This is a genomic window from Alteribacter aurantiacus DSM 18675, assembly GCF_000429705.1.
GTDB classification, from domain to species: domain Bacteria; phylum Bacillota; class Bacilli; order Bacillales; family Salisediminibacteriaceae; genus Alteribacter; species Alteribacter aurantiacus.
Genome location: NZ_KE386941.1, coordinates 2245404 through 2258563, shown reverse-complemented (window position 1 = coordinate 2258563; position 13160 = coordinate 2245404). Strand labels below are relative to the sequence as shown.

The 13160-nt window shown below is 41.7% G+C and carries 12 protein-coding genes; 8 read left to right on the top strand and 4 right to left on the bottom strand.

Annotated features, from left to right (window positions below):
- The first annotated feature begins 189 nt into the window (after window positions 1-189).
- Complete coding sequence (locus G476_RS0114700; RefSeq protein WP_035186578.1) at window positions 190-2460, top strand: glycoside hydrolase family 65 protein; 2271 nt, start codon at window positions 190-192, stop codon at window positions 2458-2460.
- A gap of 61 nt (window positions 2461-2521) precedes the next feature.
- On the opposite strand, the gene G476_RS0114695 is transcribed toward G476_RS0114700, so the two are convergent.
- Entirely contained in the window at window positions 2522-3640 is a 1119-nt protein-coding gene (locus tag G476_RS0114695) for a YheC/YheD family endospore coat-associated protein (protein WP_026690777.1), read from the bottom strand.
- A gap of 130 nt (window positions 3641-3770) precedes the next feature.
- Between G476_RS0114695 and G476_RS0114690 the strand changes: the two genes are divergently transcribed.
- Together G476_RS0114690 and G476_RS0114685 are read left to right on the top strand one after the other, a co-directional pair.
- Complete coding sequence (locus G476_RS0114690) at window positions 3771-4364, top strand: DedA family protein (RefSeq protein WP_026690776.1); 594 nt, start codon at window positions 3771-3773, stop codon at window positions 4362-4364.
- Between the two features lie 31 nt (window positions 4365-4395).
- Window positions 4396-5391: a hypothetical protein gene (locus G476_RS0114685; RefSeq protein ID WP_026690775.1), complete on the top strand. Its 996-nt coding sequence runs from the start codon at window positions 4396-4398 to the stop codon at window positions 5389-5391.
- Window positions 5392-5418: 27 nt separating this feature from the next.
- Here G476_RS0114685 and G476_RS0114680 read toward each other — a convergent pair whose 3' ends face one another.
- Window positions 5419-5676, bottom strand: coding sequence for a hypothetical protein (locus G476_RS0114680; protein ID WP_026690774.1), 258 nt, complete (start codon window positions 5674-5676; stop codon window positions 5419-5421).
- Between the two features lie 564 nt (window positions 5677-6240).
- Between G476_RS0114680 and G476_RS0114675 the strand changes: the two genes are divergently transcribed.
- The gene (locus G476_RS0114675; protein ID WP_026690773.1) at window positions 6241-6501 is read left to right on the top strand and encodes a metal-sensitive transcriptional regulator; all 261 of its coding nucleotides are present in this window, start codon (window positions 6241-6243) and stop codon (window positions 6499-6501) included.
- 25 nt (window positions 6502-6526) lie between these two features.
- On the opposite strand, the gene G476_RS0114670 is transcribed toward G476_RS0114675, so the two are convergent.
- On the bottom strand, window positions 6527-6883 hold the full coding sequence (locus G476_RS0114670) for a hypothetical protein (RefSeq protein ID WP_156906574.1): 357 nt from the start codon (window positions 6881-6883) through the stop codon (window positions 6527-6529).
- A 176-nt stretch (window positions 6884-7059) separates the two neighbouring features.
- Complete coding sequence (locus G476_RS22140; RefSeq protein ID WP_051314818.1) at window positions 7060-7986, bottom strand: YitT family protein; 927 nt, start codon at window positions 7984-7986, stop codon at window positions 7060-7062.
- A gap of 1200 nt (window positions 7987-9186) precedes the next feature.
- Here G476_RS22140 and G476_RS0114655 point away from each other — a divergent pair.
- The 4 genes from G476_RS0114655 to G476_RS0114640 all read left to right on the top strand — a co-directional run bounded on the left by G476_RS0114655 (window position 9187) and on the right by G476_RS0114640 (window position 13129).
- A complete protein-coding gene (locus G476_RS0114655) occupies window positions 9187-9945 on the top strand; it encodes a DeoR/GlpR family DNA-binding transcription regulator (protein WP_026690770.1) in 759 nt (252 codons plus the stop codon).
- Window positions 9942-10853: a 1-phosphofructokinase gene (pfkB, locus tag G476_RS0114650; protein WP_026690769.1), complete on the top strand. Its 912-nt coding sequence runs from the start codon at window positions 9942-9944 to the stop codon at window positions 10851-10853. The genes G476_RS0114655 and pfkB overlap by 4 nt, the downstream gene beginning before the upstream one ends.
- A gap of 12 nt (window positions 10854-10865) precedes the next feature.
- Window positions 10866-12731: a PTS fructose transporter subunit IIABC gene (locus G476_RS0114645; protein ID WP_026690768.1), complete on the top strand. Its 1866-nt coding sequence runs from the start codon at window positions 10866-10868 to the stop codon at window positions 12729-12731.
- A 212-nt stretch (window positions 12732-12943) separates the two neighbouring features.
- Window positions 12944-13129 (top strand): hypothetical protein, encoded by a 186-nt coding sequence (locus G476_RS0114640; RefSeq protein ID WP_026690767.1) that lies wholly within the window; start codon window positions 12944-12946, stop codon window positions 13127-13129.
- The last annotated feature ends 31 nt before the right edge of the window (window positions 13130-13160 follow it).

Here is a 13160-nt window from a genome sequence, read left to right as displayed (position 1 = left end):
CCCTATAACAAAAGCGCTAAACGACCTTTTCCGTATTTTAGTAAACATTTTCCGTAGTTCTATGGAGGATTGTAGGTGATTATGCGACTTCATAACCAATTGAACAATCCAGTGATTTTTTTCTTCACAACGGTCTAATCTTTCTCCATAATGTAAGGGGATACATATGGGAAGGTGGAGGTGGACGAGATGGAATCTTGGACAATTGAAAACACGAGTTTAAACAATCAAGAACTACTCACGAATGAAAGCTTGTTTTCGTTGGGGAATGGATATATCGGAGTAAGAGGAAATTTTGAAGAAGGATATCAAGAAGGGATGACCTCCATACGAGGGACGTATTTGAATGCTTTCCATGATATCACTGACATTGAATATGGCGAGAAGCTTCACGGATTTCCAGGTAAACAACAAAAATTATTGAATGTCATCGATGCACAAACGGTCGAGATGCACGTCAATGGAGAGCGCTTTTCTTTATTTCATGGAGACTTGACCGATTATAAAAGAACGTTGAATATGAAAAAAGGATTCGTGGAGCGTTCAATGAAGTGGAAGTCCAATCAAGGTGACGTAGTGAAAATCACGAGCCGAAAGCTGGTATCGTTTCACACTCGTGAGTTTTACACGATTGAATGGACCGTAGAACCGTTAACTTCCAGACCTGTAGACATAAAAATGGTCTCTCGTGTAAATGGTGACGTAGCCAATTTTTCCGATCCGAATGACCCGCGAGTGGCGTCTGGTCACTCAAAAAGATCAAAAGTTACTGGAGTCAAAGAGGCAAATGGATGCTTTGTTGTAGAAAATGAAACATATGAATCTTGTTTAAAAGTAGCGTGCGCCACATCGACTTCTTTTTATTTTGATAAATATGATTACGATTTCACACTTGATAATAAAGGGATTGAAGAGGTTTACACGGCCACGATTAATGAGCCTGTATCGTTTGTGAAATCCATTGTTTACACGGATACCCTTCGTCACGGTGAACAGACGGTTGAAAAAGCAATCGAGATTTTGAATGAAGAGCGACATGTTCCTTTTTACGAACATCTCAAAAGGCAAGAGAATGATCTCAACCAATTCTGGAGTACAGCCGATATTACGATTTCAGGTGATGAAGAGTTACAAAAAGGAATTCGTTTTAACTTGTTTCACCTCCTTCAATCAGCGGGACAAGATGAAGTCAGTAATATTGCAGCAAAAGGGTTGTCAGGTGAAGGATATGAAGGGCACTATTTTTGGGATACGGAAATTTATATGCTTCCAATGTTTTTGATGACGCATCCGGAAATGGCGAAAAAACTTCTTCTTCACCGTTACTCTCTGCTTGACTCTGCAAGGGAAAGAGCGAAAGAAGTAGGTCATAAAGAAGGAGCCCTCTTTCCGTGGCGGACCATAACGGGAACGGAATGCTCAGCCTTTTTCCCGGCCGGTACAGCACAATATCATATCAGTGCAGATATCGCGTACAGCTTTATTCAATACGACCTTGTGACTGGTGATGAACAGTTTTTCAAAGAGTACTCTGCGGAAGTTTTGATGGAGACGGCTCGTTTATGGCTAGATACGGGGCATTTTTACAAAGGCGAATTTCGGATTGATAATGTGACAGGTCCCGACGAATATACGTGTATAGTGAATAACAATTTCTTTACGAATGTAATGGCACAATACAACCTCGAATGGGCCAAAAAAGCATTTGATCGATTAAAAGACTATGATCACAGCCTTATTGAAAAGCTCGGTGTGACCGAAGAAGAGGCAGCCCGCTGGGAAAAGGCAGCCCGAACTATGTACTTGCCTTACGATGAAGAAAGAGGCATCAACCCTCAAGACGATACCTTCTTACAAAAAGCCGTTTGGGATTTTGAGAACACGCCGAGTGATCACTACCCGCTTTTGTTGAACTATCATCCTTTAACATTATATAGGTACCAAGTGTGTAAGCAAGCGGACACAATTCTTGCTCACTTCTTACTCGAGGATACGGCAGATGAAGAAACGATTGCACGATCTTATGACTATTACGAGAAGGTGACGACTCATGATTCTTCTTTGTCTTATTGTGTATTCAGCATCATGGCGGCCAAGCTTGGGAAGGTGGACAAAGCTTACGACTACTTTATGAAAACGGCAAGACTGGATCTTGATAATACACATGGAAACACGAAAGACGGTCTTCATATGGCAAATATGGGTGGCACGTGGCTTGCGATTGTGTTCGGATTTGGCGGTGTAAGAGTCAAAGAATCAGGATTGTCTTTTGCTCCAAATCTCCCGAAAGAATGGGGAGGGTGCACGTTCCATGTTTATTATCAGGGCAATGTGGTGCAGGTAGAGATGGAAGAAGCGAAAACAGTGTACACCCTTGTACAAGGGAATCAACTCGCGTTTAACCATAAAGGTCAATCCATCACGGCTACAAAAGATTGTGTCGTGACGGTTACCCATTAATCGATTTTAAGCCCGGTTGGAGCACACAAACTCCGACCGGGCTTTATTGATTATTATAAAATTAAGAACGTACCTCACTTTTATGAAGGGAAGCGGCGTAAGCAAGGAGGCGAGAGGCATTTGCTTTTAAACCATCTTCACCGTACGACTTTTCAAAGGATACTTTGGCACTCTTCGAATTGGCCTCAATAAACCAAATGTCTCCATTTGTATCAATCCCAAAATCAATCCCGATTTCCCCAAATGATCCATACGCATTTTCAAGAGCGGTGTAGATCGTGCGGAGGAACGTTTCTACTTTTCTGACGGTTTCTGCCACTTTTTCATCTGTGTACTCAAGCTTCTTTTTCAGGAATTTTTCGTAGGGAATAGCGATTGAGTGAATGGTAATCGGGGAATTCTCAAGCCCCACCCGAGCAGACACTCCGCTAATGATAAGCCCGTCTTCTCCTCGTTGTACCTCAGCACGAAAGTCGATACTTTGGTTATCGATTTTTAAAAGGGCGATTCCTTTTTGGGCAATGTATGTTTTATTGTAAAAGAAGCGATCCAGGACTGGAGTAAGCTCGTGAATGTTGTGTATGGTTTCAGAGCGCAATCGCTTTTTATGATAACTGTATTGTATGGTCTTATCATCTTTTTTCTCTACTTTAATAACGCCTTTACCTAAACTGCTAACTACTTTTTTCAAATAAACGACTTTGTGACGCTGCAAAAAGCGGTGGATGTCTTCTAACCTTCTCACTTTAATGGTTGGTGGTAAGTAAGGTGAAGCACTCTTGTCAACAGCAAGCTTTTCATGACAAAGAAGCTTATTGAAGCTTGCTTCCGAGTTAATAAACGGAATGCATTGCTTGTTAAAATAACTGCGAACTTTTTCCACGGCGTCATTTTTCACATAAATCCGTTCGTAGACAACCTGAGGAATATCTGCGGAACATTCAAACCATTTTTTTAGTGTCTTATCCCAAAATAAGGCCCGTGTGACTCTGCCTAGCTTTATGTCAACGTCTTCAGGAGAAAAATAATACACGTTCATATTGTCGAGTTCGGATGCTTCTGAAGCCAAGGCGGACAGAAAGCTGTATCGTTTATCCAATTTCATCTTTCGTTTAAGCACTTTACTTTGAGATGGAGAGATTAATACACCGAGGCGTACGGTCTCTGTGGCTTTGGTCATAAACGTTCCTCCTTCTTTTATAGTTACTATATGTGATAAACGCCCAACTGGTCACAGGTCTACTGTTTTAAGTAGGAAAAACAGGGTATTTTAAATGAGAGCAGGTCGAGAGCGGAGACGGAGTGGTTTTATGGTTGAGACAATTTTGGAAGTGTTGCGAAGTATCGGGTTTATCGGGCTATTTTTAGGGATTGTCATTGAGGCAATATCAATTCCTTTTCCGGCAGCATTATTTGTCCTCGTATACGGATATATCTTAAACCCGACTTTACCGGAGCTTTTTCTTTTATCTTTAGGGAGCTCTGCTATTTACGTGGCCTTTAGCTATATTCCTTATTATTTAAGTATTAAATATGAACCTTTTATCCGGAAGAAGGTATCTAAAAATAAAGTACGAACTGCAGAAAGATGGATTCAAGATTACGGGGAGTGGATGATTGCCGTTGGAAGGGTGTTAGGGATGGGGTATATCGCCTATATTGCGGGTTTTAGCAAGATACGACCTGTAGCCTTTGGTGTGTTTACTTTTCTTGGATTTTTCCCTCTCTCCTTTTTAATGTTTTACTTAGGTTCATTAGGCAATTTAGAGAAAATGGCCGAATGGTTTCAAAATGCACAAACGATTATTTACAGTATCTTAGGTGTTGCACTAATAGGATACGTGGTGTTTCGTTATTTCAGAAGAAAGGGAGCACTTGTAAACAAACAAAAAGAGGACCATTAAATGCAGTTATTAATGTAGAAAAGGTGATGTTATGCCGTATTTTAGAATTATCATTACCGGAATGGCAAAGCTCCTTAGTAAAGTATTCAGTATGGCCACACTCACTTTTTTCGGGAGAATCCCTTCAAAAGACAACTCGAAAGTCAGTTTGATGGGGCTGTTATCGCTCTATTGGCTTTATGTGTTTTTGTCTGTACTGTTTCCTGATCTTGCAGAATTGTTTATTCCTTTCTTGCCAGATGATGATCAAATCATAAGAATCACGTCTGTTGCTATCTTTATTCTTCTTCCCTTAGTAGTCGGGTACATTTCGACTAAAATGGAAAACAGAAGCGAAGATAAAATGTTTGTCAAACAAGTGTTAATGGGTTATCCATATGCATTTACACTTGGCCTTCTTTCCACACTCCTTGTGATTGTGATTCCAATTATCAAGCTTCCGAACTTATTAAAGATGCATGAGCAAAGTCAATTTGCCATTATGATTCGAAAAGGAAAGTATGACGATGTACTAGAGGAAATTGAAACGATCCTAAATGATCATGACATCTCAGTAGAAGTTCAGTCACCAAACCGGTTCATCTGGACGTGTTTTGTGACATTGTCTTATGTTTTGGAGAGAATATTTAATAGGAAAATCTCGAAAAGAATGAAGTATATGATCGTGGAGGTAGAAGGAGAGAAAGTGGAAATCACTCTACATGCTACAGATATTTCAATGGTCGGCCCGCGTAAGCAAGTGTACTTTATTAAACATCTTCTTTCAGAGGAACTTGAACCCATACACCTTTATTTTTCGTGGGATGACACAATCCAAGAGATGGAGGAAGAAATTAGGGAGTTAAGAGAAATGTTTGAACAAGGCGAAGATGTCGATCTGGAGAGCATTCACGCCATTTCAAAGCGGCTTCGCAAAACGCCTTTAACAAACGAAGACTGGAATGCGGTGAGGCGCCAACTTTATAAATTGGAGCGGGATTATTATCGAAAACGTTATCATGGTGAAAAAGAAAAGAACCCGGAATAATGTCCGGGTTCTTTTGTTTATAATTGATTACTCGTCAGTGTCGTCTTCTTCAGCGTCAAGGTCGTCTTCGCCTTCAGCGTCGTCTTCTTCAACGTCAAGCTCGTCTTCACCTTCAGCATCGTCTTCTAGGTCAGTTTCTTCAGCATCATCTGCGTCGTCAACTTCAGTTTCTTCAACACCATCAGTGTCTTCTACTTCAGTGTCAGCATCGTCTGCATCTCCACATGCTGCTAGTACGCTAAGTGCCAATACGCTTGCTAATGTAAGTTTAAGATACTTTTTCATGTTTATTTCCCCCTGAATGTTTAATTTGATTACTTGCTAAGCAAATAGTACACCCCCGTGTAAAGATAAACAATACGGTTTTGGTATTTTCTACTTTTTCACACAAGACCTTGTATGTTTTTGAGAATGTGAAGGATTTTCACATAATTTATATAGGATACCAATAATTCCTAATTAATATGATGATAGATAAAGGCTTGGTCGCGAGTGCTGTATCCATGTTCGGGAAGCTTTATTAGGTTGTTTACATTCAGTACTTGTAGAAAAAGAAGAGAAGGGTTGCTTCGACGCAAAAACTACTAAGCGGTACTAGCAGAGGAAAAAGCAGGTTTTACCGGTTTGCTAGCACCGCCAAGGAAAGCGAAGGCCCGTATGGTTCAACAACAATTCTAGTGATGAAGAAAATAATAAAAAAGCAACAATCTATACAAATACAGCGATTAGATAAGTCTTTCACGATTTGTTTTTCTTGAAAAAGGAAATAAATATATTATGATTACTATATACTGGTTATTTCGGCGTATGTAAATACATAAAAAGGAAGATGTTGAGGTGATGTAATAAATGGAGTATTCTGATGATATGAAAAACAGGCTCAAGCGAGTGGAAGGGCAAGTGAGAGGGATCCTGCGGATGATGGAGCAAGAGAAAGAGTGTAAAGACATCATTACGCAAATGACTGCGGTAAGAACGGCAATGGACCGTGCAACGGCTTATATCGTTGCAAAGAACTTGGAGCGTTGTCTACGTGAGAATGCTGATTCCGGTCTTGAGAGGGAAGAAATGATTGAAGAAGCCATTAAGATGCTTGTAAAGAGTCGTTAAAACGATAAAGAAAAACCAGTCTCAATTAAGAGGCTGGTTTATTTTTTCGTAATTGATTGAGTGAAATTAGAAATACTGGAAGGGGAATAAAGACCCAGGCCAAACTTTTGAAAAAGCCGTTTGCAGCATACGATTTTTGCATTTGGAGGTGGTCACTTCTTTCTGATTCATAGCGGTTTCTCAGTTCTTCTTCTGTCATTTCTTCTGAGAACCCTTCGTTTACGTTGTGCTGATGCATGGAGAGGAAATTCGAGTAAGATTCATAATAAGGTGTAGGTACAAAATAATCACTTATATTCATAATGGCTGATACACTTCCTCCGATCATCATAACCAATGTTACAAGCATAACCGCGTACAAATAAATACTACGAACCATCATGGGTCGCCCCTCTCAAAAGGATGAACTGCTACTTTGATTATATGCTGAATATACTCACTTGAAAATCAGTTGCGAAAAATAAATTTTATCACACAATGCCCCGGAGTCTATTGGACCCCGGGGCTGTTTTAGAAAGGTATTGAAAATCGAACTTTTTAAATGGCTCTATTTGAGTGCTATTGACTAACAAGGTTGTCTTCGGACACTGCCTTTTCCTTTTTAGCTGATTGTATTCGTCGTTGTGATTGATCAAATGTAAATCCTTCACCGGAAACTTCTTTTACATCATTGATAGAGAAGAAGGCGTAAGGGTCGATCTCTTCAATAATTGCTTTTAATTGAATAAGCTCGTTTCGGTTAACAACGCAATACATCACTTCGCGGTTATCTTGTGTGAAGCTTCCTTTTCCCGTAAGAACGGTGGATCCTCGAGACATACGCTTGATCACTTCTTTAGAGATCTCTTCTGTTTTAGAAGAAATGATCATGGTGGACTTGGCGGCACTTGCACCTTCAATAATGAAGTCGATTACGCGACTTGCTATGAAAACTGTTACAAGCGTGTACATTGCCTGTGTCATATTTAAATGAATGAGCGAGATTGTAATAACGAATGCATCAAACGTAAACATGAACCGACCAAGACTCATACCCATGTACTGATTAGCTAGCCTGGCAAGAATGTCAGCCCCACCAGTTGTTCCACCGGCACGGAAGATAAATCCAAGCCCTGCACCAACAAACACACCTGCGAATAAGGAAACCAATATCATGTCATTTTGAAGCGGTATCTCTGTAATTGGATAAAGCTCAAACAATCGAAGAGATCCAGATAATGCAATCGTTCCAATAATGCTGTATATAAGCATCACGCGACCTAACAACTTATAGCCAATCAAAAACAACGGAATGTTAAGTAAGAGATTGGTAAGGGAAGGTTCGATCGTGAAAAGATAATAAATAAGTAATGTAATCCCGGTAAACCCTCCATGGGCAAGCCCGTTCTGCATATTAAAATGAATAATTCCAAAACCAAAAAGCAAAGTACCAAGCAAGATAATAACAATGTTCTTTATACGAACTCCTTCAAAAAGACGAGCCATAGAGAGAAAACCTCCTTTAGTAATTGTCAAACGCGTGTTTTTCCCGTTTTCAAGACGATTCGAAGTATAACACAGCCCCATACCCAACCCAACACCCTAAAACCCCCATTATCAAAGTGTTTATTTTCTAAAAACAGAAGGCGTTTTCAACAACATTTCTGGGTGGGGTCTGACCCCATAGCCGTCAAGTTAAGCAAAATTGGCGGCTTTTGGTTCTTTATTTTATTGATCATTCACCCTCATTTTTTCACATGACAAATAAGCTTCCTTTCGGAAGTTTTTTTTGACAAAGATATGTTCCGTTACAGGTGGACGCTTTCCGCGGGCATCGCCTTAGCCTCCACCGGAATTGTGCTTCTTCCTCTGCTAGTATTGCTTTGTAGCGTCTGCGTGGAAGCAACTCGTAGCTTATTCGTGAAGTAAACGCTCGTCCCTGCGGGGTCTTCGGCTGAAGAGCTTCCTGCTTCTTCCTCTACAAGCAGATGCTCCGAAGCATCTACGTCGAAGCAACTTGTAGCATACTCGTGATGTAAACGCTCGTCGCTGGGAGTCGCCACCCTTCACTCCATTTTCTACTTTAAATGGTGATCTTTATTAAACAAACAGCTCTTTCAGACCTGTAAGAATATCAGCTTATTTTCCTCCTGTACTCTCACGCAATTCTTTCATGCATTTTATCTCACTAAATTCAATCTCTTTGTTTCATATAACGCACTGCTTCAAATGTAATCATACTAGCCATTAAAAGTGCAATGAGTTGGCCATACAAGTGACAATAAAAGCGCTCTGTAAAGGGAAGACGAACCGATAAGCTATTATTTATCATGGATGATATGAACTAGGACATGTGATTAGGTGTAGCCGGAATGTTCGCAGACTCCTGCGGCCGTGGGAGCCAGGAGAGACCCCGCAGTGCGAAGCAGGAGGAGGCTCACCGGCACCGCCGCGGAAAGCGAAGAACATTCCGGCTACACCTTTCTTCAACTGATTTACTACACTTAATCCTTAATTTGACGGCTACGGGGTCTGACCCCCGAACAATTGTGTAAATGTGGTGGTTGAGAAGGGAAGTTATTGATCGGTTTTGATCGTATTGGACATAAAACAATGAAAATGTGATTGTTTTTGAATGAAAATGATTGATTTTGAAAGTACTTTCAGTTACACTGTGGTTAGAATATACGAAGGAAGTGATGTAACGTGCTTACGTTTGAAAGGCATCAAGCCATTCTCGCGAGGTTGAATGAGGTGAAAGTCGTCAAGCTTTCGGAACTTGTAGATGTGACTGGAGCTTCTGAGTCCACGATTAGAAGAGATTTGACGGACTTGGAACAGCAAAATAAAATCAAGCGGGTTCATGGTGGTGCATCACTTGTTACTCGGAGGAAAGATGAACCCTCCCTTTTGGAAAAGAGCACAAAATACGCTGAAGAAAAGCAGCGTATTGCAAAGGAAGCAGCGAGGCTTGTGAGGGATGGAGACACGATCTACATTGACGCGGGCTCGACAACTCAAGCCATGATTCCTTTTCTAAGGGATAAAGACATTATTGTTGTTACGAACGGACTGAATATCATTACGGACCTTGTGGATGCAAATTTGAAAACCTACGTACTTGGAGGATATGTGAAAACGGGTACGCGAGCGTTCGTAGGCGCGGGAGCCTTGCAATCGATTCAGTCGTATCAATTCGATATCGCCTTCCTTGGAACCAATGGTGTTGATGAAGAAGTTGGATTTTCTACACCGGATCCTGAAGAAGCATTAATTAAGCAACATGCTATCCACAGATCTACACAAACGTACGTGTTAGCTGACCACACAAAATTGGGTGATGTAACCTTTTCAAAAGTGGCAGATTTACATGAGGCAGCCCTAATCACCTCTGAAAAAGCAAACCATGACATGATTGAACAACTAGAGAAACAAACAACAGTTAAGGTGGTGGCAGGTTCATGATCTATACAGTCACATTAAACCCTTCAGCGGACTACTTACTTGAGTTACCGCAATTGCAGGTTGGAGAAACCAATCGAGCTACCTCAAGCAAGATAGTGTCGGGTGGTAAGGGAATTAATGTAGCAGAGGTACTATCAAACGTCAGTGTTCCTGTAAAGGCACTGGGATTTTTGGCCGGATTTACGGGCGCTTTTGTAAAAGAAGAGGTGGAACGTAAAGGAATTCAATCAGACTTCATTTTTACAGAAGGCCTTACACGGATCAATGTGAAGGTCAAAGCTGACGGGGAAACAGAAATCAACGGTCAAGGACCCGTTCTTAGTGAGATACACCTCTCACAACTAGAAGATCAATTGTCACGATTAACTCAAAAAGACATCCTCGTCCTATCCGGCAGTGTTCCGTCGGGCGTTTCTATCGATTTTTACAAAAAGCTCGGGCAGCAAGCGTCAAAGAGAGGCGTGAAAGTCGTTCTGGACTCCAGTGGGGAAGCGCTTCGTGAGGGATTGGGGGCGAAACCATTTTTAATTAAGCCAAACAAAGCTGAGTTGATGGATCTTTATAAGCAATCGATTAATGATCTTGACGATGCGTTATTACTTGGAAGAAAAGCAGTACGAGACGGTGCAGAGAATGTAATGATTTCATTAGGATCAAAAGGGGCCCTGTTTGTGAATGAACATGACGCCTTTGTGGCGGATGCACCAGAAGGGAACCTCGTTAATTCAGTAGGGGCGGGGGACTCCATGGTAGCAGGATTTCTTTACGCATTTGCCAATGAGAAAAATTTGAAAGATTCGTTTAGATATAGTGTAGCAGCGGGAAGTGCGACGGCATTTTCAAAAGGCTTTTGTACAAAAAACAAGATCGATGAACTAGCGGCAACGATCGCTGTTCAATCTATTTAAGGAGGGTAAAACATGAGAATTACCGATTTGCTTAAAAAAGACACGGTTGTCCTCAATTTATCAGCTACAGATAAAAAAGGGGCTATTGATGAACTTTCAGGACAACTGAATAAGGCTGATAGATTAGTAGATTTAGAGTCTTTTAAAGAGGCCATTCATGACAGAGAAAATCAAAGCTCCACAGGCATAGGGGAGGGTGTAGCGATCCCTCATGCGAAAACGAAAGCCGTCAAAGAACCGGCTATTGCGTTTGGTCGTTCCGTTAAAGGAGTGGACTATGATGCGTTAGACGGGCAAAAGAGCCATTTGTTTTTCATGATTGCCGCATCAGAAGGGGCTAACAATGAACATTTACAAACGCTCTCAAGATTGTCTACCTTACTTATGGACGAAGACTTTCGTCAAACATTAATGGAAGCGGATACAGAGGAGGCTGTTTTACAAGCCGTCGATCAAAAAGAAACAGAAAAGCTAGGAGCAGAGGCTGCTGAAGAACAATCCGGTACCGTGTCAGATAAAACGTATGTTGTAGCGGTTACGGGTTGTCCAACAGGCATCGCTCACACGTATATGGCTGCTGACGGTCTTAAAGCAAAAGCCAAAGAGATGGGCGTCGACATCAAAGTCGAAACAAACGGTTCTGATGGAGTACGCAATCGACTCACACAGGAAGATATTGAACGAGCGGTTGGTGTCATTGTTGCAGCCGATACAAAAATTGAAAAAGAGCGATTTGCAGGTAAACCTTTGGTCGATGCACCTGTGAAAGATGGCATTCGTAAACCGGAGGAACTGATCAATAAAGCGACTAGCGGAAAGGCTCCTCTTTTCCAAGGCGGCGGTAGTGGGAAAAAATCAGAGAGTGCTTCTGAGGATCGGCGTCCGGGGTTTTACCGTCATTTAATGAATGGTGTATCCAATATGCTACCCTTTGTTGTGGCTGGTGGGATATTAATCGCTTTGTCGTTTATTTTTAACGAGCCAGGGGCAGAAGAAACTCATCCATTTGGTGACTTATTGAGTATGATTGGTGGAGAATACGGTTTCTTCTTAATGGTACCAGTGTTGGCTGCCTTTATAGCAAGAAGCATTGCTGATCGTCCGGGGTTTGCAGCAGGTATGGTCGGTGGTTTAATGGCAGTGAATTTTGAAGCCGGTTTCTTGGGCGGTATTATTGCCGGGTTTTTAGCCGGTTACCTTGTACTCTTGTTCAGACGTGTATTCGCCTTTATTCCTCCTTCACTCGATGGCATTCGAACGATTTTAATTTTACCTTTGTTTGGCGTATTCTTTACGGGAATCATTATGTATTACATTGTTACACCACTGAATGCTTTATCAGTGGGGATTGAAAATTGGCTTGGTGGACTTGGAACAGGAAACATTGTTTTGATGGGAATTTTACTTGGAGCGATGATGGCTGTTGATATGGGAGGTCCGATCAATAAAGCGGCATTCACGTTTGGGATTGCCATGATTGAAGGTGGGAACTACGCTCCTCATGCGGCTATTATGGCAGCGGGTATGGTACCGCCACTTGGAATTGCAGTAGCCACAAGCATTTTTAAATCGAAGTTTACAAAGCAAGAAAGAGATGCGGGAAAATCGAACTATGTTCTCGGAGCTTCATTTATTACCGAAGGAGCAATCCCGTTTGCGGCAGCCGATCCTGGTAGAGTGATCCCGTCGATCATTACAGGCTCCGCAGTAGCAGGAGGTTTGGCGATGCTATTCGGAACAGCTACTCAAGCCCCTCACGGAGGAATCTTCGTCCTGCTTCTAGTTGAAAACTGGCCGCTTTATTTGATTGCTATCCTTGCTGGAACAGCAGTCACAGCACTCATGCTCGGAGTATGGAAAAAGCGCGTAGAGGTCTAACCTCCTGGGGTCTGACCCCATAGCCGTCAAGTTAAGCAAACTTGGCGGCTTCTTCTGTTTTTCTCTCTTAACCAAAGATGATACTTACACAACGAAATATATTTAATTATAATGTATTGGTAAAATACATTGCTCAACTTAGTTATTGACCTACCAATAGCTCTGAAGTATAAGGGACGATATATTTGAACATGTGATCAGGTGTATCCGGAATGTTCGCAGACTCCTGCGGCAGTGACGAGCATTTGCATCGTGAGTTTTCTGCGAGTTGCTTCGACGCAGATTACTACGAAGCATTACTTGCAGAGGAAGAAGCAGGAGATTCTACTAGCCTCGCCGGCACCGCCGCGGAAAGCGAAGAACATTCCGGCTACACCTTTCATCAACTGATTTTCTAAACTCAATCCTTAAGTTGACGGGTATGGGCTC